22 protein-coding genes are annotated in these 22,035 nt (G+C 67.0%); 12 read left to right on the top strand and 10 right to left on the bottom strand.

From position 1 onward, the window contains the following. The 5 genes from gspK to gspG form a co-directional block, all read right to left on the bottom strand. Positions 1-564, bottom strand: a 564-nt coding sequence (gene gspK, locus VSO01S_RS20870; RefSeq protein WP_161944461.1) for a type II secretion system minor pseudopilin GspK, incomplete at its 3' end; no start/stop codon positions are given. Beyond that, on the bottom strand, positions 561-1,256 hold the full coding sequence (locus VSO01S_RS20865) for a PulJ/GspJ family protein (RefSeq protein ID WP_068644728.1): 696 nt from the start codon (positions 1,254-1,256) through the stop codon (positions 561-563). The genes gspK and VSO01S_RS20865, both read right to left, overlap by 4 nt. Then, the gene (gene gspI, locus VSO01S_RS20860; RefSeq protein ID WP_068644727.1) at positions 1,256-1,636 is read right to left on the bottom strand and encodes a type II secretion system minor pseudopilin GspI; all 381 of its coding nucleotides are present in this window, start codon (positions 1,634-1,636) and stop codon (positions 1,256-1,258) included. Before gspI ends, VSO01S_RS20865 begins: the two co-directional genes overlap by 1 nt. Continuing rightward, on the bottom strand, positions 1,633-2,136 hold the full coding sequence (locus tag VSO01S_RS20855; RefSeq protein ID WP_068644726.1) for a prepilin-type N-terminal cleavage/methylation domain-containing protein: 504 nt from the start codon (positions 2,134-2,136) through the stop codon (positions 1,633-1,635). Before VSO01S_RS20855 ends, gspI begins: the two co-directional genes overlap by 4 nt. Further along, complete coding sequence (gene gspG / locus VSO01S_RS20850; RefSeq protein ID WP_068644725.1) at positions 2,111-2,551, bottom strand: type II secretion system major pseudopilin GspG; 441 nt, start codon at positions 2,549-2,551, stop codon at positions 2,111-2,113. The genes VSO01S_RS20855 and gspG overlap by 26 nt, the downstream gene beginning before the upstream one ends. Positions 2,552-2,628: 77 nt before the next feature. Between gspG and VSO01S_RS20845 the strand changes: the two genes are divergently transcribed. Beyond that, positions 2,629-3,162 (top strand): type II secretion system protein N, encoded by a 534-nt coding sequence (locus tag VSO01S_RS20845; RefSeq protein WP_153305346.1) that lies wholly within the window; start codon positions 2,629-2,631, stop codon positions 3,160-3,162. 16 nt (positions 3,163-3,178) lie between these two features. Here VSO01S_RS20845 and ilvA read toward each other — a convergent pair whose 3' ends face one another. Beyond that, positions 3,179-4,771 (bottom strand): threonine ammonia-lyase, biosynthetic, encoded by a 1,593-nt coding sequence (gene ilvA / locus VSO01S_RS20840; RefSeq protein WP_068644723.1) that lies wholly within the window; start codon positions 4,769-4,771, stop codon positions 3,179-3,181. A 271-nt stretch (positions 4,772-5,042) separates the two neighbouring features. On the opposite strand from ilvA, the gene VSO01S_RS20835 reads away from it, so the two are divergent. After that, positions 5,043-5,492 (top strand): OsmC family protein, encoded by a 450-nt coding sequence (locus VSO01S_RS20835; protein WP_068644722.1) that lies wholly within the window; start codon positions 5,043-5,045, stop codon positions 5,490-5,492. Between the two features lie 16 nt (positions 5,493-5,508). Here the strand turns inward: VSO01S_RS20835 and coq7 are convergent, their stop codons facing one another. Continuing rightward, entirely contained in the window at positions 5,509-6,138 is a 630-nt protein-coding gene (coq7, locus tag VSO01S_RS20830; RefSeq protein ID WP_068644721.1) for a 2-polyprenyl-3-methyl-6-methoxy-1,4-benzoquinone monooxygenase, read from the bottom strand. A 285-nt stretch (positions 6,139-6,423) separates the two neighbouring features. On the opposite strand from coq7, the gene VSO01S_RS20825 reads away from it, so the two are divergent. The 7 genes from VSO01S_RS20825 (at position 6,424) to VSO01S_RS20795 (ending at position 14,576) form a co-directional block, all read left to right on the top strand. Next, positions 6,424-7,617, top strand: coding sequence for a porin (locus VSO01S_RS20825; protein WP_068644720.1), 1,194 nt, complete (start codon positions 6,424-6,426; stop codon positions 7,615-7,617). Between the two features lie 153 nt (positions 7,618-7,770). After that, on the top strand, positions 7,771-8,751 hold the full coding sequence (locus tag VSO01S_RS20820) for an ABC transporter permease (RefSeq protein WP_068644719.1): 981 nt from the start codon (positions 7,771-7,773) through the stop codon (positions 8,749-8,751). A gap of 4 nt (positions 8,752-8,755) precedes the next feature. Then, on the top strand, positions 8,756-10,039 hold the full coding sequence (locus VSO01S_RS20815) for a M20 aminoacylase family protein (protein WP_068644718.1): 1,284 nt from the start codon (positions 8,756-8,758) through the stop codon (positions 10,037-10,039). Between the two features lie 26 nt (positions 10,040-10,065). Further along, complete coding sequence (locus VSO01S_RS20810) at positions 10,066-11,643, top strand: ABC transporter substrate-binding protein (RefSeq protein WP_068644717.1); 1,578 nt, start codon at positions 10,066-10,068, stop codon at positions 11,641-11,643. A 10-nt stretch (positions 11,644-11,653) separates the two neighbouring features. Next, positions 11,654-12,568 (top strand): ABC transporter permease, encoded by a 915-nt coding sequence (locus VSO01S_RS20805; protein ID WP_373282917.1) that lies wholly within the window; start codon positions 11,654-11,656, stop codon positions 12,566-12,568. A 14-nt stretch (positions 12,569-12,582) separates the two neighbouring features. Beyond that, positions 12,583-13,563, top strand: a complete 981-nt coding sequence (locus VSO01S_RS20800; protein ID WP_068644716.1) for an ABC transporter ATP-binding protein — start codon at positions 12,583-12,585, stop codon at positions 13,561-13,563. Then, positions 13,560-14,576, top strand: coding sequence for an ABC transporter ATP-binding protein (locus VSO01S_RS20795; protein ID WP_068644715.1), 1,017 nt, complete (start codon positions 13,560-13,562; stop codon positions 14,574-14,576). Before VSO01S_RS20800 ends, VSO01S_RS20795 begins: the two co-directional genes overlap by 4 nt. Positions 14,577-14,711: 135 nt before the next feature. On the opposite strand, the gene zwf is transcribed toward VSO01S_RS20795, so the two are convergent. Together zwf and VSO01S_RS20785 are read right to left on the bottom strand one after the other, a co-directional pair. Next, the gene (gene zwf / locus VSO01S_RS20790) at positions 14,712-16,178 is read right to left on the bottom strand and encodes a glucose-6-phosphate dehydrogenase (protein ID WP_068644714.1); all 1,467 of its coding nucleotides are present in this window, start codon (positions 16,176-16,178) and stop codon (positions 14,712-14,714) included. 45 nt (positions 16,179-16,223) lie between these two features. Beyond that, on the bottom strand, positions 16,224-17,072 hold the full coding sequence (locus tag VSO01S_RS20785; protein ID WP_068644713.1) for a MurR/RpiR family transcriptional regulator: 849 nt from the start codon (positions 17,070-17,072) through the stop codon (positions 16,224-16,226). Between the two features lie 164 nt (positions 17,073-17,236). Here VSO01S_RS20785 and VSO01S_RS20780 point away from each other — a divergent pair, with 164 nt between their 5' ends. The 3 genes from VSO01S_RS20780 to VSO01S_RS20770 are packed head-to-tail and all read left to right on the top strand — an operon-like array spanning position 17,237 to position 21,509. Beyond that, entirely contained in the window at positions 17,237-18,253 is a 1,017-nt protein-coding gene (locus tag VSO01S_RS20780) for an ABC transporter substrate-binding protein (RefSeq protein ID WP_068644712.1), read from the top strand. Then, positions 18,253-20,469: an ABC transporter permease gene (locus tag VSO01S_RS20775; RefSeq protein WP_068644711.1), complete on the top strand. Its 2,217-nt coding sequence runs from the start codon at positions 18,253-18,255 to the stop codon at positions 20,467-20,469. The genes VSO01S_RS20780 and VSO01S_RS20775 overlap by 1 nt, the downstream gene beginning before the upstream one ends. Further along, on the top strand, positions 20,466-21,509 hold the full coding sequence (locus VSO01S_RS20770) for an ABC transporter ATP-binding protein (RefSeq protein ID WP_068644710.1): 1,044 nt from the start codon (positions 20,466-20,468) through the stop codon (positions 21,507-21,509). The genes VSO01S_RS20775 and VSO01S_RS20770 overlap by 4 nt, the downstream gene beginning before the upstream one ends. Positions 21,510-21,523: 14 nt before the next feature. On the opposite strand, the gene VSO01S_RS20765 is transcribed toward VSO01S_RS20770, so the two are convergent. Beyond that, positions 21,524-22,035: lipocalin family protein (locus VSO01S_RS20765; RefSeq protein WP_068644709.1), on the bottom strand; the 512-nt coding region annotated here is incomplete at its 5' end.

Raw genomic sequence — 22,035 nt, 5'->3', positions numbered from 1 at the left:
GGCACCCCCGGCCGCCGCCGCCGGCGCCGGCGCCAGGCCCGCGCTGGCGCGCTGCAGGTTGGCGGTCAGCAGCGAAACCTCCTGCCTCGGCAGGCCCAGCAGCTCGAACAGCTTGACGAACGAAGCCACCGCGGTTTCCACCGGTTTGCCGCCCACCACGAGGTTGTTCACGTTCAGCTTGGACTGGGCGTCGATGATGCGGCCCGACATGAAGGCATCGGGCAGGCCCTCGATGGCATCGCTCGCGATGTTCTTCTCGGCGGCCAGGAAGCTCGTCAGCCGCGCTTCTTCCAGCGGCACCGCCCAGGGTTCGGCCAGGTGGTCGGCACCGCCGGCGCGTGCGTCTTCGCGCAGGATCAGGCGTGCCCAGTCGAGCGCACCCACCAGCACCCAGGCCGACTGCAGGCGGCTGCGTTCGGCGGCCTCGATCTCGACCGCGCGCCATTGGCGCCACATGGCGGCCGCCGCCAGCGTGGCCACCAGCGTCACCGTGAGCATGGCGGCCAGAAGCGCCGCGCCGCGCTCGCCAACCCCTCGTACCGATGGCGACGAACGGCGGCTCATGATTTGGCCTGCGTCAGGTTGGGCCGGACCCAGTCCAGGCTCACGCTGCCCGACAGCGCCGGGCCCGGCGGCAGTTCCAGCAGGAGACGGATGCCGTTGGGTACCGTTTCGTTGGCGTTCAGCGCTTCGGTCGGCACCGCCGGGGTCCAGAGGTCGTTGCGGAAGTAGAGCACCTGCCAGCCCGTGGCCGGCATCAGTGCCACCTCGCTGCCGCCTTGCATGGCGTTGCCGAACTGCGTCGATGTGCTGTTGCCGTCGCCGGCCCAACTGGCCGCCTGCTGCCAGGCCTGCTGCCAGTCGCCACGCGTGAGGAGCGGCGGCGACTGCCAGCGCGTCCAGCGACTGAAGCCGTCGGTGCCGGTGCGCATCGTCCAGGCGACCACCGTGAGCGAGGACGGCTCGCCGGCCGGGCTGCTGCGCGTGATGCGCAGCGCACGGCCGTTCCAGTCGATCGGGCGGGTGGGGTTGATGGCGGCGGCGGCATCAAGGTCGCTGTTCCACTGGGCCAGCGCGCTTCGCAGCACGAGCACCGCGTCGGCCCGCTCGCGCAGCTGCTCCTGGGCGCGCGCCATGCCGTCGATGCCGCGCCAGCTCACCACCGCCAGCACCGCCAGGATGGCGATGGCCACCAGCAGCTCGATGAGCGTGAAGCCGCGCACGCGCGAGCGACGAAGAGGCGCTGCGCTGGCCATCAGTAGCGCCCCACGACGGTCGACAGGCGCAGCACGGGCGCCTCGTCCTGCGAGCGCACCTGCACGTCCACCCGCCGGAAGTTGGGGTTGAGCGTGGCGGTGGTCGAGACGGTGACGTTGTAGGTCGTACTGGCTTGCGTGCAGACCAGGCCGGAATCGCCCACGGCGGGCATCTGGCGCGCCAGGCGCGCCTTGATCAGTTCGTTCTCGGCGCAGACCTGCGCCAGCAGCAAGTCGGATTCGCGCTGCGAATTGCGCACCAGCGCCGTCGTGGCCTGGGTGCCGGCCGCCAGCGCGATCGCCACGATGCCCAGCGCCACCAGCACTTCGATGAGCGTGAAGCCGCGCGCGCAGCGGGAAATCGTGCGGGCCATGCTCATGGCGTGCTGATCGAGAAGGGGCGCAGGCCGTCGGTGGCCACCAGCAGGCTCTTGCCGGGCACGTTGTCGGAGGCCAGGACGACTTGCTGCGCCGCGATGATGGGCTCGGGGCCCAGCTGGATCGCATTGGCGCGCAGGCCGTTGACGGTCATCGTCTGCACCCGGATGCCGGACGACATCCATTGCGTGGGCAATGCGTTCTCGTCGGTGCCATCGAAGACGAAGCCCTGTTCGGTCAGGCGCCATCGCACCGGCACGCCGCTGGCGCGCGAGGTGGCACGCGCGGCCTCGAACAATGCGGCGAGGCGCTCGGCTTCGCGGTCGAGCACGGCATGGCTCGTATCGCGCATGGCAAAGGCCACACCGGCCATCGCCAGCCCGATGATGGCCATCACCACCAGCAACTCGACCAGCGTGAAGCCGGCAGCGCGCGCGGCGCGGCCTCGTGTGCGAATGAAAGGAGGCAACAGGCGTCTATTGCCAGCTGCCGATGTCGGCATTCTTGCCTTCGCCGCCCGGCTGGCCGTCGGCGCCGAGCGAGAACACGTCGATTTCGCCCTTGACCCCTGGGTTCAGGAATTGATACGGGTTGCCCCAAGGGTCCTTCGGCAACTTCTCGACGTAAGGCTTCCAGTTGGGTGCGGCCGGCCCCGTGGTGGGCCGGGTGAGCAGCGCCTGCAGGCCCTGCTCGGAGGTCGGGTAGCGCTGGTTGTCCAGCCGGTAGAGCTTGAGCGCCTGCATGATGTTGTTGACGTCGGTGCGGGCGGCTGTCACGCGGGCATCGTCTGCGCGCTCGATCACGTTGGGCACGATCAGCGCGGCCAGCACACCGATGATGACCAGCACCACCATGAGCTCGATCAGGGTGAAGGCGCGCTGGAGGTGCTGGCGTGAACGTGTGGCAAGTCGCTTCATACGGTAGAGGGAAACAAGGAATGAAGTGCGCGTCGCACAAGGGCGCCGGCGGCTGCGCTGAATGATAATCCGCCACCATGTCAGCACTTCTTGACAATTCGCCGCGCTGGCACGCGGCCCTGGGGACCACCGCCGTGTGGGTGTTGGCGAGCGCTAGCATCGTTTTCTGGGGCCTGCGGATTGCGGCTCCGCCCGAGACGGCGGCGCCGCCGGCATTGGTCAGTGCGCCCGTCACGGTGGACACGGCGGAGGTGGCCAAGACCTTCGGCGCCACCACGACGCGCGCTTCTCTGACACCGGATGCAGGCAATCGCTTCGTCCTGCTCGGCGTCGTGTCTGACGAAGACCAGCGCGGTGCCGCGCTCATTGCCGTGGACGGCAAGCCGCCGCGTCCCTATCGCGTCGGCCAGCAGGTGGGTGACGGCTATGTGTTGCAGGCGGTGGATGTGCGTGCAGCCAAGCTCGGTGCCGCCGCCGACACACCCACGTTGCTCACGCTGCAGATGCCCAAGCCCGCCGCCGCGACCGGCGTCATGACGGCATCGCAAAGGGCCGCTGCGGGCCCGCGCTTTTCGCCGGTGCAGGCGCCTCGCGAAGAAAAGAAAGAGTGAAGCGCGCCCCCTGGGCTCAGGCCTGCAGGAAGAGGCGATAGGCCGGGTTGGCGGTTTCTTCCACGTACGGATAGCCCAGCGCATCCAGGAAGGTGCCGAACGCCTGGTCGTCCGCGGCAGGCACCTGCAGGCCCACCAGAATGCGGCCATAGTCCGCGCCCTGGTTGCGGTAGTGGAACAGGCTGATGTTCCAGGTGGGCTTGAGCAGGCTCAGGAACTTCAGCAGCGCGCCCGGGCGTTCCGGGAACACGAAGCGCAGCAGCCGCTCGTCGTGCGCCAGGCCGGTGCGCCCGCCCACCAGGTGGCGCAGGTGCTCCTTGGCCAGTTCGTCATGCGTCAGGTCGAGCGCCGCGAAGCCGTGCGAGCCGAAGGTGTCGGCGATGGTCTTCGATTCGCCGCGGGCGGTGGTCGTCAGGCCGACGAAGACGTGCGCCTGCTGCGCATCGCTGATGCGGTAGTTGAATTCGGTGACGCTGCGCGAGGCGCCCGGCAACTTGCCGACCAGTTCGCAAAAGCGCCGGAAGCTGCCCCGTTCCTCCGGAATGGTGACGGCGAACAGGGCCTCGCGTTCCTCGCCCACCTCGGCGCGCTCGGCCACGAAGCGCAGCCGGTCGAAATTCATGTTCGCGCCGCACAGGATCGCGGCATAGGTCTCGCCGCGCGTTGCCCGCTCTTCCGCGTACTGCTTGATGGCGGCCACCGCCAGCGCGCCGGCCGGCTCCACGATGCTGCGCGTGTCGATGAAGATGTCCTTGATGGCGGCGCAGACGGCGTCGGTGTCCACCGTGATGAATTCATCCACCAGGTGGCTCGCGACGCGGAAGGTCTCTTCGCCGACCAGCTTCACGGCGGTGCCGTCGGAGAACAGGCCGACATCCGGCAGCGCCACGCGCTCGTGGGCGGCCACCGATTGCATCATGGCGTCCGAATCGTTCATCTGCACGCCGATCACGCGGATCTCGGGCCGCAGCGCCTTGATGTAGTTGGCCACGCCCGACACCAGCCCGCCGCCGCCGATGGCCACGAACACGGCGTCCAGCTGGCCCTGGTGCTGGCGCAGGATCTCCATGGCGATGGTGCCCTGGCCGGCGATCACGTCCGGGTCGTCGAACGGATGGACGAAGGTCAGGCCCTGCTGCTTTTCCAGATCGACGGCGTGGCCGTAGGCGTCTGAATAGCTTTCGCCATGCAGGTGGACCTCGCCGCCAAGGGCGCGCACGGCGTCGACCTTGAGCTGCGGCGTGGTCACCGGCATGACCACCACGGCGCGCACGCCCAGCTTGTGCGCGCTCAGCGCCACGCCCTGGGCATGATTGCCGGCCGATGCGCAGATGACGCCGCGGGCCAGCTGCTCGGGCGACAGGTGCGACATCTTGTTGAATGCACCGCGCAACTTGAAGCTGAACACCGGCTGCTGGTCTTCACGCTTGAGCAGCACCGTGTTGCCCAGCCGCGCACTCAAGGCGCGGGCCGGCTCCAGCGGCGATTCGACCGCGACGTCGTACACGCGGGCGGTGAGGATCTTCTTGAGGTAGTCGGCGGGCGTGAGATCGGCGCTGGCCGGTGCGGGCGAACCAGCCTTCGGAGAATTGGCAGGAGAGGAATTCATGGCAGCCCGACATGATACGAGCGCGGGTGCGCCGGCGCGCTGCGGCGCAATTGCCCCAAGAAAAAAGCCCCAAGCCTTGCGGCTCGGGGCTAAATCCACCAATTGGGAGGGTGGAGGAGACAACTTGTGCACGCCTGAACGTGCGATGAAATAAAGTATACCCATAGCTTGTTGCGTTGCAACAAGTTTCTTTGGGTATTTTTGCCGCAAGGATCAATTTTCGAGTGGCTGCCACCTGCAGACACCTCGGCAATCAAACGGAAGCTTTCAAATGGAATGCACAGTCAGCTGGACCGGCGCAGCAGGTACCAATTCGCCCATGGGGTTTGTTGCGGAAACGGGCAGCGGCCATGTGCTGGTGATGGACGGTGCGCCTGATGAAGCGCGGCCGGAGAACGGCGGGCGCAACCTGGCGCCGCGTCCGATGGAGACCGTGCTTGCAGGTGCCGGCGGGTGTACCGCCTACGACGTGGTGCTGATTCTCAAGCGTGGCAGGCACCAGGTGGAGCGCTGCAGCGTCAAGGTGACCAGCGAGCGGGCCGAGAAGGATCCGAAAGTGTTCACCAAGATCCACCTCCATTTCACGGTGGCGGGCAAGGGCATTCCTGCTTCGGCCGTCGAGCGGGCCATCCAGCTCAGCCACGACACCTACTGCTCGGCCACCATCATGCTGGCCAAGACGGCCGAGATCACGACCAGTTTCGATTTGATCGAGACCTGATCGCAGTTTCTGTCGCCTAGATGCGGTGGGCGACCGTGGTCATCACACGTGCCGCCAGCCGCATCATCGCCTTGGCTGGCGCGGGAAGGTCGACCCCCCCTGCATCGATTGCATGGGCGGCGTGCCGCGCCTCGTCCGCCTTCATCTGGTTCACGATGGCGCGCGACGACTGGTCGGGAGGGGGCAGCCGGTCCAGGTGGCTGTCGAGGTGCGCTTCGACCTGGCGTTCGGTTTCGGCCACGAAGCCCAGGCTGATCCTGTCGCCCAGCCGACCCGCGACCAGCCCCAGGCCGAAGGCCCCTGCAAACCAGAGCGGATTGAGCAGGGAGGGGCGGGCACCGAGTTCCTTGAGCCGGTGCCGCGTCCAGGCCAGATGGTCGGTTTCCTCGCGCGAGGCCTCGAGAAAGTGCTCGCGAAGCCCGGGGTCACGCGTCGCCGCAGCCTGAGCGCTATAGAGGGCCTGGGCGCAGACCTCTCCAACGTGGTTCACCCGCATCAGCGCACCCGCCTGGCGCCGCTGCGCTTCGCTCATGGGGCCGTCGGGCAGGGCTGGCCTGGGGAGCTGGCGCGTGGCCGGCGGATGGGAAAACATGGTGCGCAAGGCATCGTCCGCCAATGCAAGAAGGGAATCAGTCGACCGGTTCATGGCCCCGATTGGACTCCAAGCGCAAGCCGATGTGGATTCCAGGGTTTGTCTTTCACATCGTGGTGTTCGGGTGACGTTCGCTTCTCTGTTGCACCTCTGCAACGAAAGAGCCCGCCCCATAGATATTTCGGCTGAATTGCTTTGCCCTTGCGCATGGCGTCTGGTGCAATAGCGTCAACTTCCCAAAAGGAGGTTGGCCCGGGGTCCGGTGGGAGCACAAAAGTGCCAGTCACAGTGTGAGCCCTCTGCACCGGAGCCCTATGTTTAACCTTGGAGAAACTTGCAATGAAAAAATCTCTAGTTGCTCTGGCTGCTCTGGCTGCCGCCGGTGCCGCCTCGGCACAGTCGTCTGTCACGCTGTTCGGTATCGTCGACGCGGGCATCAGCTACTACGAAAACGAAAACTACGCCGGCACGAAGGCCTCGCGTACCGACCTGTCGAACTCGGGCTACAACTCGAGCCGCATCGGTTTCCGTGGCACGGAAGACCTGGGTGGCGGTCTGGCAGCTAGCTTCTGGCTCGAAGCTGCTCTGGGCAACGACGTCGGCACCGCCGGTGCTGGCAACCTGTCCACCGCCAGCAGCCAGCTGTTCAACCGTCGTTCGACGGTGAGCCTGTCGGGCCGCTTCGGTGAAGTCCGCCTGGGCCGCGACTATGTCCCGACCTTCTGGAACGACACCGTGTTCGATCCGTTCGGCACCAACGGCGTGGGTACCAATGCCGTGTCCTCGACCGGCGGCGGCACCCTCCTGGGCAACGCCCTGGGTCTGGCCAACAACAGCAACTACGTTCGCGCCAACAACACCGTTGGCTACTTCCTGCCCGCCAACCTGGGTGGCTTCTACGGTCAGTTCATGTACGGCCTGCCGGAGCGTGTTGAGTTCGATCCCGCTGCCGCCACGCCCGCTACGACGACTCTGACCTTCGACGGCCGCTACGTCGGTGGCCGCTTCGGCTACGCCAACGGCCCGCTGGATGTCGCGATCGCTTACGGCGAAAACGTGATCACCCGCAACTTCCAAGGCGGTGGCCGTGCTGAAAGCAAGATCGGCAACCTGGGCGCTTCGTGGGACTTCGGTTTCCTGAAGCTGATGGGTGAGTACAACCAGACCGACGTGACCTCCGACGTTCTGTTCCCCACCGGCGCTCGTCCCAGCATCGACGCATCGAGCAAGGGTTACCTGATCGGCGCCACCGTGCCGGTCGGCCCTGGCCTGATCCGCGCTTCGTACTCGTACACCGATTACGACCTGGGCAACAACGCTGCTGATGATCCGAGCGCTCAGAAGTTCGCTATCGGCTACGTGCACAACCTGTCGAAGCGCACTGCCCTGTACGCGACCGCTGCTTACGTGAAGAACAAGGACAACAACAGCCCCGCTGGTGCTGCCCTGAGCGTGGTCACCGGTGGCCCGACCCCCGGTGGCGCCATCGAGAAGTCGATGGGCTACGACTTCGGTATCCGTCACTCGTTCTAATCTGATGCTGGCCTAGTGCCAGTTCGGATCAAGCGATCGAAGCCACACGATGCAAATCGTGTGGCTTTTTCTTTGCCTGTTCGCTGCGTATTCGAGCGCTGCGACAGGCATATGCCTTGCTCTATTCGAACAAGATAGATACAACCCGAAACGATGCTTGCTTTCGTCCTTCGTCGCCTCGTTCAAGCCGTCATCGTGATGGTGGTTGTGGCCTTCGTGGCCTTTCTTCTGTTCCAGTACGTCGGCGACCCGGTGGTCTTCCTGCTGGGCCAGGACGCGAAGCCCGAGCAGATTCGCCAGTTGAGGGCGGACCTGGGTCTGGACCGCCCCTTCTTCGTGCAGTTCTGGCATTTCCTGGTGAATGCGCTGCAAGGTGAATTCGGCCTGAGCCTGCGCCAGGGTGCCAAGGTCTCGCGTCTCATCCTCGAGCGGCTTCCGGCCACGCTGGAACTGTCCATCGTGGCGGCCATCCTGGCGCTGGCGATCGGCCTGCCCATGGGTGTCTATGCAGCCCTGCGCCGGGGCACCTTCGCGACCCAGACGCTGATGGCCCTGTCGCTGCTCGGCGTGTCCTTGCCCACCTTCCTCATTGGGATCCTGCTGATCCTCGTGTTTTCGGTGTGGCTGGGCTGGCTGCCGAGCTTCGGCCGCGGCGACACGGTCGACCTCTGGGGCTGGCGCACCGGCCTTCTCACGCGCGACGGCTGGGTGCACATGGTGCTTCCTGCCATCACGCTGGCGGTCTTCCAGCTGACCCTGATCATGCGCCTGGTGCGCTCCGAGATGCTGGAGGTGCTGCGTACCGACTACATCAAGTTTGCCCGGGCGCGGGGCCTGTCGGATCGGACCATCCATTTTGGTCATGCCTTGCGCAATACGCTGGTGCCGGTGATCACCATCACAGGCCTGCAATTGGGCTCGCTGATTGCCTTTGCCATCATTACCGAGACCGTTTTCCAATGGCCGGGCATGGGCCTCTTGTTCATTCAGGCCGTGGTTTATGCGGACATTCCGGTCATGGCGGCCTATTTATGTCTGATCGCCCTGATTTTCGTCACCATCAATTTGATCGTGGATCTGCTGTATTTCGCTGTCGACCCTCGCCTGCGCATTTCCGTGCGGGGAGGCCATTGAACAAATGAGTGCACCCCGCTACCAGGCCTCGGGCCGCGCCTTTGCGCAAATCGTCCGCTTCCATCCCGAAATCTCCGCGCTCCGGCGCGATCTGCATGCCCACCCGGAACTGGGTTTCGAAGAGGTCTACACCAGCGCCCGCGTCCACGAGTCGCTCAAGGCCTGCGGCGTGGACGAGATCCACACGGGCATCGGCAAGACCGGCGTCGTCGCCGTGATCCGCGGCCGCTCCACGGCCAGCGGCCGCATGATCGGCCTGCGTGCCGACATGGACGCCTTGCCCATGCACGAGGACAACGACTTCGCCTGGCGCTCGGCCAAGAGCGGCCTGATGCACGGCTGCGGCCATGACGGCCACACGGCCATGCTCGTCGGCGCGGCCCGGTACCTGGCCGAGACCCGCAACTTCGACGGCACCGCCGTGCTGATCTTCCAGCCTGGCGAGGAAGGCTTCGCCGGCGCCCGGGTCATGATCGAGGATGGTCTGTTCGAGCGCTTTCCGGTCGACTCGGTCTACGCCTTCCACAACTGGCCGGCCATGGCGCCCGGCACCGTCGGCCTCAACCCGGGGCCGATGATGGCTGCCGCCGACCGGATCACCATCGAGGTGGCGGGCAAGGGCGGCCACGGCGCCCATGCCTACCTCACGGTGGATCCGGTGGTCGTCTCGGCGCACCTCATTACCGCCATCCAGACCATCGTGTCGCGCAATGTGCGGCCCATCGACGCCGCGGTAATCAGCGTGTGCGCCATGCAGGCGGGTGACCTGAATGCGATGGCCGTCGTGCCCGGCCGTGCGACGCTGGTGGGCACGGTGCGCACCTTCAGCGCCAAGGTGCAGGCCGAGGTGGAACGCCGCCTGGTGGAACTGTGCAGCGCCGTGGCGTCGGGCTTCGGTGCCACGGCCACCGTCAGGTTCGAGCGCATCTATCCCGCGACCATCAACACCCCCGCCGAAGCCCTGTTCGCCGGCGACGTCGCCCAGGCGCTGGTGGGGGCCCGCAACATCGAGCGCAACATGGAGCCCAGCATGGGCGCTGAGGATTTCTCCTTCATGCTCCAGAAGAAGCCCGGCGCCTACCTGCGCCTTGGCCAGGGCGGCAAGGACGGCGCCTTCCTGCACAACAGCCGTTACGACTTCAACGACGACATCCTGCCGCTGGGCGCAGCGCTGCATGCGGGCCTGATCGAGCAGGGCATGCCGCTGGCCGACCGTGCAAGCGAGCGCCCAATGGAAAACGCCAAGGCGCAGGCACCAAGATTGCACGCATCATCCGCCGCACATTAACCAATCTCGTTTTCCAGGAGCTTTCCATGAGTTTCAAGCGACAGATCATCGCGGCGTCCGCGCTGGCCCTGGTGTCGGCGCTGGCCGGCGCCCAGACGATTCGCATCGCCAACCAGGGCGACGCGCTTTCGCTCGACCCGCACTCGCTCAACGAATCCCTGCAGCTGAGCGTGACCCAGAACGTCTACGAGACGCTCACCGGCCGCAACAAGGACCTGAGCCTGGCACCGCTGCTGGCCACCTCCTGGAAGCAGACCAGCCCCACCGTGTGGCGTTTCGAGCTGCGCAAGGGCGTCCAATTCCATGACGGCACCCCGTTCACTGCCGACGACGTGCTGTTCAGCCTGGCCCGCGCCGGCGGCGAAGGCTCGGACATGAACAGCTACACCAACGACATCAAGGAAGTGCGCAAGGTGAGCGACCACGCGATCGACATCGAGACCAAGGCGCCGTTCCCCATCCTGCCCGACGTGCTCTCGCAGGTGGCGATCATGAGCAAGAAGTGGTGCGAGGCGAACAACGCCACCAAGCCGGTGGACCGCCGCAAGGGCATCGAGAACACGGCTTCGTTCAAGGCCAACGGCACGGGCCCCTACCGCGTGCGCGAGCGCCAGCCCGACGTGCGCACCACTTTCGTTCGCAACGGCACCTACTGGGGCAAGATCGAAGGCAATGTGCAGGAGGTGATCTTCACCAAGATCAGCAACCCTTCCACCCGGGTGGCCGCACTGCTCTCGGGCGAGGTCGACGTGATGGAGCCGGTGCCCGTGCAGGACGTGGCACGCGTCAACGCCAGCCCCAACGCCAAGGTCATCGTCGGCCCCGAGCTGCGCACCATCTTCCTGGGCATGGATCAGAAGCGCGACGAGCTGCAGTACTCCAGCGTGAAGGGCAAGAACCCCTTCAAGGACAAGCGCGTGCGCCAGGCCTTCTACCAGTCGATCGACATCGAAGGCATCAAGCGCACGGTGATGCGCGGCGCCTCGCGGCCCACGGGCCTGATGGTCGGCCCCGGCATCACCGGCTTCAGCGAGGCGCAGGACAAGCGCCTGCCCTACGACCCCGAAGCCGCCAAGAAGCTGCTGGCCGACGCCGGTTACCCGCAGGGCTTCGAGGTGTCGATGAACTGCCCGAACGACCGCTATGTGAACGATGCGCAGATCTGCCAGGCGGTGGCCGCAGGCCTGGCCAAGATCAACGTCAAGATCAACCTGGTGGCCGAGACCAAGGGCACCTACTTCCCGAAGATCCTGCGCCGCGACACCAGCTTCTACATGCTGGGCTGGACGCCCTCGACCTACGACGCGCACAACGCCCTCAATGCGCTGATGGCCACGCCCGACCCGTCGGGCACCGGCCAGTTCAACCTGGGTTCCTACAGCAACCCGAAGGTGGATGCGCTGACCAAGCAGATCCAGAGCGAGACCGACAAGGCCAAGCGCGACGCGATGATCAAGGAAGTCTTCGCCATCCACGCCGACGACATCGGCCACCTGCCGCTGCACCAGCAGTCGCTGGCCTGGGGCGTGAGCAAGAAGGTCGCGCTCACGCAGCTGGCCGACAACTTCATGTTCTTCAAATGGATGAGCGTGAAGGGCGACTGACCGGTACTTGATGATCTTCAAGCAAATCGCGCGCTGGTTCGATAGCGACATCGGCTACAGCTTCCGTACCTCGCCCGTGGCCATTGGCGCCGCCATCATCGGCGCCATCTGCCTCGTCTGTGCGGTGTTCGCGCCCTGGATCGCGCCGCACAATCCGTACGACCTGTCGACGTTGGAGCTGTCGGACGCGCGCCTGCCACCCGCCTGGTACCCGGAGGGAAGCAGCAAGTACCTCCTGGGCACCGACGAGCAGGGCCGCGACATCGTCTCTACGCTGATGTACGGCTCGCGCATCTCGCTGGTGGTCGGCGTGGCCTCGGTGCTGCTGTCGATGCTGATGGGCGTCACGCTCGGCCTGATCGCGGGCTTTCGCGGTGGCTGGGTCGACGCCTTCCTCATGCGGCTGTGCGACGTGATGCTGTCCTTTCCGGCCATCCTGGTGGCGCTGCTCATCGCCGGCGTGGGACGCGCGCTGTTTCCCGACGCGCACACCACGGTGGCCTTCGGCGTGCTGATCCTGGCCATCTCGCTGACCAAGTGGGTGGATTACGCGCGCACCGTGCGCGGCTCCACCCTGGTCGAGCGCAACAAGGAGTACGTGCAGGCCGCGCGGGTGACCGGCGTGTCGCCCATGCGCATCATGGTCAAGCATGTGCTGCCCAATGTGCTGGGCCCGGTGTTCGTCATCTCCACCATCCAGGTGGCCACGGCCATCATCACCGAAGCCACGCTGTCCTTCCTGGGCGTGGGCGTGCCGCCTACCTCGCCATCGCTGGGCACGCTCATCAGCAACGGCAACCAGTTTCTCTTCTCGGGGGAGTGGTGGATGACGCTGTTCCCGGGCATCACGCTGGTGCTCATCGCCCTGAGCGTCAACCTGCTGGGCGACTGGCTGCGCGATGCGCTCAACCCCCGCCTGCGCTGAACAAGCCTGCCTGCATGCCCCTGCTCGACGTCCGCAACCTCATCGTTGAAATTCCCAGCCGACGCGGCACGCTGCGCGCGCTCGACGACATCTCCTTTTCCATCGAGCCCGGCGAAGTGCTGGGCGTGGTGGGCGAGTCGGGTGCCGGCAAGTCGCTCACCGGCGCGGCCATCATCGGGCTGCTCGAGCCGCCGGCCCATGTGGCGGGCGGGCAGATCCTGCTCGAGGGCACGCGCATCGACCATCTCTCGCACGAGCAGATGCGGCACATCCGCGGCAAGCGCATCGGTGCCATCTTCCAGGACCCGCTCACCTCGCTCAATCCGCTCTACACGGTCGGCCGGCAGTTGGAAGAAACCATCCGCGCGCACCTGCCGGTCACGCAGGCGGAGGCGCGGCGGCGTGCCATCGGCCTGCTGGAAGACACCGGCATTCCGGCCGCGGCCCAGCGCATCGACCACTACCCGCACCAGTTCTCCGGCGGCATGCGCCAGCGCGTGGTGATCGCGCTGGCCCTGGCGGCGGAGCCCACCCTGATCGTGGCCGACGAGCCCACCACGGCGCTCGACGTGTCGATCCAGGCGCAGATCATCAGCCTGCTCAAGCGCCTGTGCCGCGAGCGCGGCGCGGCGGTGATGCTGATCACGCACGACATGGGCGTCATTGCCGAAACCTGCGACCGCGTGGCCGTGATGTACGCCGGCCGCGTGGCGGAGATCGGCCCCGTGCACAACGTGATCCATGCCGCTGCGCATCCCTACACCGCCGGCCTGATGGCGGCGATTCCGGACATGAGCGAAGACCGCGAGCGCCTGAACCAGATCGACGGCGCCATGCCGCGCCTGAACGCCATCCCCAGCGGCTGCGCCTACCACCCGCGCTGCCCGCGGGCCTTCGACCGCTGCTCGCACGAGCGGCCCGAACTGATGGCTGCGGGTGCCACACGTGCCGCCTGCTGGCTGCACGACCATGCGGCAAAAGGGGTGGAAGCATGACCGCCACGGCTGAAGTCCACACCCAGGCGCTGGTCCAGGTCGAGGATCTGGCCAAGACCTTCGACGTTTCCCTTCCCTGGCTCAACCGCGTGATCGAGCGCCAGCCCCGCACCCTGCTGCATGCGGTCGACGGCGTGAGCTTTTCGATCGAGCGCGGCAAGACGCTGGCGCTGGTGGGGGAATCCGGCTGCGGCAAGAGCACGGTCGCGCGCCTGCTCACGGGCCTGTACCACCCCACGCGGGGCCGGGTCGAGTTCGACGGGCAGGATGCGCATGCCGCCTTTGCCTCGAGCCGCGGCCGGGCGCTTCGCAAGCGCGTGCAGATGATCTTCCAGGACCCGTACGCCAGCCTCAACCCGCGCTGGACGGTGGAGGCCATCATCGGCGAGCCGCTGCAGGAGCATGGCCTGGTCAACGAGCGCGCCGCGCGCCGCGAGCGCGTGGGCGAGCTGCTCAAGTCGGTCGGCCTGAGCCCGCTGGACATGGTGAAGTACCCGCACCAGTTCTCCGGCGGCCAGCGCCAGCGCATTTCCATTGCGCGCGCCCTGGCCACGGCCCCCGAATTCCTGGTGTGCGACGAGCCGACCTCCGCGCTCGACGTGAGCGTGCAGGCGCAGGTGCTCAACATCATGAAGGACCTGCAGCGCGAGCGGGGCCTGACCTATCTCTTCATTTCGCACAACCTCGCCGTGGTACGCCATGTGAGCGACAGCGTGGGCGTGATGTACCTGGGCCGCCTGGTCGAGATCGCCGACAAGGCCAGCCTGTTCGAGCGTCCGCGCCATCCCTACACGCGGATGCTGCTGGATGCGATCCCGCAGATGCATGCCACCGGCCATGCCCGCACACCGGTGCAGGGCGAAGTGCCCAACCCGCTCAATCCGCCCAGCGGCTGCAGCTTTCATCCGCGCTGCCCGCATGCCAATGCGCGCTGCAAGGCCGAGCGCCCCGCGCTGCTGTCCATCGCGGGCATCCAGGTGGCCTGCCACGCGGTGCAAGAGGCCAGGATTTGAGCGCACGCCGCAAGCGCAGCGGCACGGTCTTCACCAGTCCCGCACCGAGGAACCGGCTTTGCCGGGCCTCAGGTGGGGTCGCCCCCTTGGGGGGTGGAGTTACACGTAGCGAAGCGGAGTGAAAAGCCGGGGGGGCTATTGTTCTTCACTCCAGGCGAAGCCGTCGCGGGCGATCATGGCGCTTGAGGCACTGGGGCCCCAGGTGCCCGCCGCGTACGAGCGCGGGCTGCCGTCCGACGCCCAGCTGTCCAGCAGCGGCTCGACCCAGCGCCAGGCTTCTTCCTGCTCGTCGCGCCGCACGAAAAGATTCAGGCGGCCGTCGATCACGTCCAGCAGCAGCCGCTCGTAGGCGCCCACGCGCTCGCCGCCGAAGCGCTTGTCGAAGTCCAGGTCCAGCTGCACCGGCGTGAGCTGCGACTCCGACCGCGTGCCGCTCTTCTGGCGCTTGTCCTGCGCCTGCGCCAGCAGGTGCAACTCCAGCCCGTCTTTGGGCTGCAGGTTGATCACGAGCTTGTTGGCGTTGCCCGTGGGCACGCGGAAGATGGCGTGCGGCGCCGGCCGGAAGTTCACTTCGATGCGCGCGTCGCGCGAGGCCAGCCGCTTGCCGGTGCGGATGTAGATGGGCACGCCTGCCCAGCGCCAGTTGGCGATTTCGGTGCGCAGGGCGACGAAGGTCTCGGTCTTGCTGTCCGGATCCACGCCCGGCTCGTTCCGGTAGCCGGGCACGCGCTCGCCATAGGCCGTGCCGGCGCCGTACTGGCCGCGAATCGCGTGCAGGCCGATCTCCTCGGCCGTCCAGGGCTTGAGCGAGCGCAGCACCTTGAGCTTCTCGTCGCGGATCGCATCGGCATGCGAGTTGATGGGCGGCTCCATGCCGATGGCGCACACCAGCTGCAGCGCGTGGTTCTGCACCATGTCGCGCAAGGCACCGGTCTGGTCGTAGAAGCTGCCGCGCTTTTCCACGCCCAGGTCTTCGGCAATGGTGATCTGGATGTTGGCCACATGCTCGCGCCGCCAGATGGGCTCGAACAGCGCATTGCCGAAGCGCATGGCAAACAGGTTCTGCACCGAGGGCTTGCCCAGGTAGTGGTCGATGCGGAAGATCTGGTTCTCGCTGAGCACCTTCTGGACCGCGTCGTTGATGGCGCGGTTGGATTTCAGGTCGTGGCCCAGCGGCTTTTCCAGCACCATCCGCGTCGCAGGCGTGTTCAGCCCCGCGGCGGCGATCTGTTCGACCACGGAGGTGAACAGCGCAGGGGCCGTCGCCAGGTACATCACCACCGTGTCGGCATTGCGGCCCTTGAGCAGCTTGCCCAGGCGCGCGTAGTCTGCCGGCTTGGAAAGGTCCATGCGCAGGTAGTGCAGGATCGAGGCGAATGCCTTGAACTCCTCCTCGCTCGGGCGCTTGCCACCTTCCACCGCCTTGAAGCGCGACTGGATCAGCTCGCGGTAGGCATCGTCGGACAGGTCGTCGCGCGCCACGCCGATGATGCGCCCGCCCTCGGGCAGGCTGCCATGGCGAAAGGCCTGGAACAGTGCGGGCATCAGCTTGCGCCATGCGAGGTCGCCGGTGCCGCCGAAGAGAACAAGGTCGAAGCTCATGGGTTGCTCTGGTTCGTGGTGGTCAATGTGTGAGGGGAGCAGGACTCAGGCATAGCGCTTGGCCTGCAGGTTCTTCTTCATTTCGTCCAGCATGGGCTGCAGGACTTCGTTGCCGATGCGCAGCGCCACGCAGGTGCACAGCACGTCGATCACCATCAGGTGAAGCAATCGCGAGACCATGGGGCTGTACTGGTCGTAGCCCTCGGGGTGGTCGGCCGCCAGGTGGATGTGGCCGGCCGCGGCCAGCGGCGAGCCGCTGGCGGTGATGGTGATGGTGGTTGCGCCGGCCTTGCGGGCGATTTCGCAGGCGTTCATCAGGTCGCGCGTGCGGCCGGAGTTGGAGATGAGCACGGCGCAATCGCCCTTTCGCAGCATCGAGGCGCTCATGACCTGCATGTGCCCGTCGCTGTGGGCGATGGCCGTGATGCCAAGGCGAAAGAACTTGTGCTGCGCGTCCTGCGCCACGATGCCCGAGTTGCCGGCGCCGAAGAATTCCACCCGCCGGCCGGCACGCTGGGCTGCCGCCAGCGCCACCGCGGCCTTGTCGATGGCCGTGGTGCTGGCGTCGTTGCGATAGCGCAGGAAGGCGGCCACCGCGTTGTCGACCACCTTGCCGAACACCTTGGCCGTGTCGTCGCCGGGCTGCACGGCGCGGTGCACGTGCGGCACGCCGCTGCCCACGCTGCCGGTGAGCTTGCGCTTGAAGTCGGCGAGGCCGTCGTAGCCCATGCTGCGGCAAAAGCGCACCACGGTGGGGGTGCTGACCCGGGCGCGCAAGGCCAGCTCGCGCACCGGCAGCAGTGCAAAGGCATGCGCATCGGCCAGCGCCAGCTTGGCCACGCGCCGTTCGGCGGGGGGCAGTCCTGGCAAAGCGGCTTGAATGCGATCGAGCATGAAGGTCCGGCAGTGGAACGGATGTAATTATGTTTCAACTCGCGGCCAACACGAAATCCGAATCTGGCCAATGCGACTGGCCTACGGGCTTTTCCTCACTATGAGGGTGGGCATTGCGGGGTAGTCTCTGGCGCGTAACCAAATTACAAACGGAGAAGACAGATATGCGCAAGAACTTCCTGCCGGTGGTGTTGGCTGCCAGCTTCTTTTCTGCAACAGCCTCGGCCCAGCAGGTCAATGTGATCTGCTCGGTCCAGGCCGACTGGTGCAACCTGATCGCCACCACCTACGCGCGCACCACCGGCGTGAAGATCAACCTGGCGCTCAAGGGCTCCGGCGAGGCCCTGGCCCAGCTCATCGCCGAAAAAGAGAACCCCAAGACCGACGTGTGGTTCGGCGGCACCGGCGACCCGCACCTGCAGGCGGCCGAGCAGGGCCTGACGCTCGAGTACAAGTCGCCAACGCTGGCGCAGCTCTATCCCTGGGCCCAGCAGCAGGCCGAGCAGTCGGGCTACCGGACGGTGGGCATCTATTCCGGCCCGCTGGGCTTCGCCTACAACACCGAACTCATCGCCAAGAAGAAGCTGCCCGTGCCCCGAAGCTGGGCCGACCTGCTCAAGCCCGAGTACAAGGGCGACATCCAGGTGGCCAACCCCGCGTCCAGCGGCACGGCCTACACCATGATCGCCACGCTGGTGCAGCTCATGGGCGAAGACAAGGCCTTCGACTACCTCAAGGGCCTGCACCAGAACGTGAGCCAGTACACGCGCTCGGGCACGGGCCCGATCAAGGCGGTGGCGCGCGGCGAGACGGCGGTGTCCATCAGCTTCGTCCACGATGCGCCGCAGGAAAAGATGCAGGGCTTCCCGGTCGAGACCGTCACGCCCGCCGAGGGCACCGGCGCCGAGATCGGTTCCATGAGCATCGTCAAGGGCGCGCGCAACCTGGAGCAGGCCAAGAAGTTCTACGAATGGGCGCTGACGCCGGGCGCCCAGGCCTTCGGCGCCGCGGCCAAGCAGTACCAGCTGCCGTCCAACAAGGCCACGGTGGTCGATCCCAACGTGCCCGACTTCAAGAAGATCAAGATGATCAACTACGACTACAAGAAGTACGGTGCCAGCGCCGAGCGCCGTCGCCTCATTGCCCGGTGGGAGAAAGAGGTCAACTCCATTCCGCGCTGATGACACGGCGACCCAACGCAGCCGTCTGGCTGTGCACCGCGGCCGGCCTGCTCGCCTACCTGGTGCTGCCCTGGTACGCCATCCAGGACACGAGCTGGTACGAGGCGCTGCCCCAGGTCTTCAGTGCCGGCGATGCGGCCAACGGCGTGCTGCAGGCGCTTCGGCAAGGGCGCCCCTGGCTGCTCCTGGGTCTCGCGGGCCTGGGGCTGTGCGCCATCGGCGCCTGCCTGCGGCCGGGGCGGGCGCAGGGCCGCTGGCTGCTCGCCGGCGGGCTGGTCGGCGCACTGGTGCTGGCACTTGCCGGCTTCAGCATCGGCGCGCGCGGCTGGAGCATCGCTGCCTTCAACAACGCATTCGGCGAGCTGGCGGTCAACCAGTTCGGCATCGGTGCGGGCGGCTTTGTCGCGGTCGCTGCACTCATCCTGCTGGCCGCCTTCGGGTTGGCGCGCCTGGGCTTCTTCCGTGGCGACCTGTTCGTGTCCGGCGCCGTGGTGGGCTGTGCGGTGCTCATGCTGCTGTTCATCGCCTATCCGGTCGGCAAGGCGCTGGCGGGTGCCTTCTTCAATGAAGACGGCCAGTGGTCGGTGCAGGCCTTTGCCGATCGCATCTTCACCGCGCGCATCTGGGGGCTGGGCTGCCTGCGCGGCGGCGCCGCCTGCGGCGTGGCCTGGAACACCCTGCTGCTGGCCCTGTTCACGGCCGCGGGCACCACCTTCCTGGGCACGCTCATGGCGCTGATGGCCGAGCGCGGCAGCAAGCGCTGGCAGGGGCCGCTGCGCGTGATCGCATTGCTGCCCATCATCACGCCGCCCTTCGTCGTGGGCCTGGGCCTGATCCTGCTTTTCGGCCGCGCCGGCGTGGTCAACCAGGCACTCGAGGCCTGGTTCGGCGTGCCGGCCACGCGCTGGTTCTACGGGCTGCCGGGCATCCTCACGGCGCAGCTCTTCGCCTTCACGCCCATCGCCTTCATGATCATGCGCGGCGTGGTGCAGGGCATCGCGCCCAGCCTGGAGGAGGCCGCGCAGATGCTGCGCGCCGACCGGCGCCGCACCTTCTTCACCGTTACCCTGCCACTGCTCAAGCCGGGCCTGGCCAATGCCTTCCTGGTGGGCTTCATCGAGAGCATTGCCGACTTCGGCAACCCGGTGGTGGTGGGCGGCCAGTACTCGGTGCTGTCCACCGACATCTTCTTCGCCATCGTCGGCGCTCAGTACGACCAGGGGCGGGCCGCCTCGCTGGCCTGGGTGCTCACGCTGTTCGCCCTGGCGGTGTTCGCGCTGCAGCGCCGGGTGCTGGGCAAGCGCAGCTTCACCACCGTGAGCGGCAAGGGCGACGCGGGCATTCCCATGCCACTGCCCGATGGCGTGCGGCGCACGACCTACGCCATTGCGCTGCCCTGGATCCTGTTCACGGTGGTGGTCTACCTGTTCGCCTTTGCCGGCGGCTTCGTGCAGACCTGGGGCCGCGACTACAGCCTCACGCTGAACCACTTCAGGACGGCCTTCTCGCTGGAATGGGGGCAGTTCGGCCTGGTGTGGGCCGGCACCGCGTGGAACTCGCTGTGGACCACGCTCAAGCTGGCCGGCATCTCCGCGCCCATCACGGCGGCCGTCGGGCTGCTCATCGCCTGGCTGCTGGCGCGCAACGAATTCAAGGGGCAGGGTGCCTTCGAGTTCGCAGCGCTGCTGGCCTTTGCCATTCCCGGCACGGTGCTGGGCGTGAGCTACATCCTGGCCTTCAACGTGCCGCCGCTGGAGCTCACGGGCACCGGGCTGATCATCGTGCTGTGCTTCATGTTCCGCAACCTGCCGGTGGGGGTGCGGGCGGGCACGGCCGCGTTCAAGCAGTTGGACCGTTCGCTGGATGAAGCCTCGCTGATGCTGCGCGCCTCCACCGCGCAGACGCTGTTCAAGGTGGTGCTGCCGCTGCTCAAGCCGGCGCTGGTGGCGGCGCTTGTCTACAGCTTCGTGCGCGCGATGACCACGGTGAGCGCGGTGATCTTCCTGGTGACGGCCGAGAACGAACTGGCCACCACCTACATCATCGGCCGCGTGGGCAACGGCGACTACGGCGTGGCCCTGGCCTACTGCACGGTGCTGATCGTGCTCATGTCGGCGGCCATCGCGCTCATCCAGCTGCTGGTGGGCGAGCGCAAGCTGGGCCGGCGCAGGGCGCCTGCCCACCAGGGGCATCACAAGATGGAGCAGCTGGCATGAACGGCATCGAATTTCGCAATGTCACCAAGCGCTACGGCACCGACACCAAGGCGCCGCTGGCGGTCAAGGGCATCAGCTTCGAAGTGCCCGAAGGCACGCTGACCACCATCCTCGGCCCCTCGGGCTGCGGCAAGACCACCACCCTGCGCATGATCGCGGGGCTGGAGTCGCCCACCTCCGGCGCCATCTTCATGGGCGGGCGCGACGTCACCACGCTCGGGCCGGCCGAGCGCAACGTGTCGATGATGTTCCAGAGCTACGCGCTCTTCCCGCACATGAACGTCATCGAGAACGTGGCCTACGGCCTGCGCATGAGCGGCGTGAAGAAGGCCGAGGCGCAGTCGCGCGCCCGCGGTGCGCTCAAGGGCGTTGGCCTGGTCGGCTTCGACGAGCGCCTGCCCAGCGAACTGTCCGGCGGCCAGCAGCAGCGCGTGGCGCTGGCGCGCGCGCTGGTGCTGGAGCCGGGGGTGCTGCTGTTCGACGAGCCCCTGTCCAACCTCGATGCCCGCCTGCGCCGCGAGATGCGCGAGGAAATCCGTGCCATCCAGCAGCGCCTGAAGCTCACGGTGGCCTACGTCACCCACGACCAGAGCGAGGCGCTCGCGGTGAGCGACCAGATCATCGTGATGGACCACGGCGTGATCGCCCAGCGCGGCGCGCCGCACGAGCTGTACGGCCGCCCGCAGAGCGAATTCGTCGCCGGCTTCATGGGCGAGGCGATGGTCTTTCCGGCCGTGGCCCTGCCCGACGGGCAGGTGTCGCTCGGCCCGCTCACGCTCACGCCGCGCCATGCGGTGCCCACCGGCATGGTCAAGGTGGCGGTGCGGCCCGAAGCCTGGCGAATCGGCGCCGCCGTGGGCGTGGCGGCCACCTTGCGCAAGGCAGCCTACCTGGGCAGCTTCTACGAATACAGCTTCGAGACGGCGCTCGGGCCGGTCTTCGTGGTCTCGGGCGACCTCGCCCGCCCGCTGGCCGCCGGCGCGCAGACCACGCTCGGCCTGGGCGAGCACGGCGTGTCGGTGGTGGCGCAGGACGGGTAGTCCGAGGCAACCGCTCAGTGCCCGCTGCGCACCATCCGGTCGACGTCGAAGCCGAGGGTGCGGGCGTACTCGAGTTCCGTGCTGATGGTCGCCTCGTCCAACTGCGGCGTGCGCGAGAGAAGCCACAGGTACTGCCGGTCCGGCGTGCCCACCAGGGCCACCTGGTAGTCGCGATCCAGCTTCAGGATCCAGTAGTCGCCCCAGGCGTTGGGCAGCCAGCTCAGCCAGGAAGGCAGGAAGCGAACCTTCAGCCGGCCCGCGCCTGGCATGCCGGGCACGCGCACCGGCTGCGCGATGCCGGTGGCTTCGGCGATGCGGCCGTCCTCGCGCACGCAGCGGTTGCGCACCTGGACCTCGCCCGTGGGCAGCAGGGTGTAGTGCGCGGTCACGGGCCCGCCGCAGGATTTCTCGAAGCGGTTGGGCAGGCGTGCCTGCTCGTGCCACAGGCCGGCATAGCGCCGCAGGTCCACCGGCGCCACCACCTGCAGCGGGGCGCGCATCAGCGGCGCGCCGTCGGCGGGGCCGG

It is taken from the genome of Variovorax soli NBRC 106424, assembly GCF_001591385.1.
GTDB lineage: Bacteria > Pseudomonadota > Gammaproteobacteria > Burkholderiales > Burkholderiaceae_C > Variovorax > Variovorax soli.
Note: the sequence above shows the minus strand (reverse complement) of the source record. Positions and strands in the feature narration are given on the sequence as shown.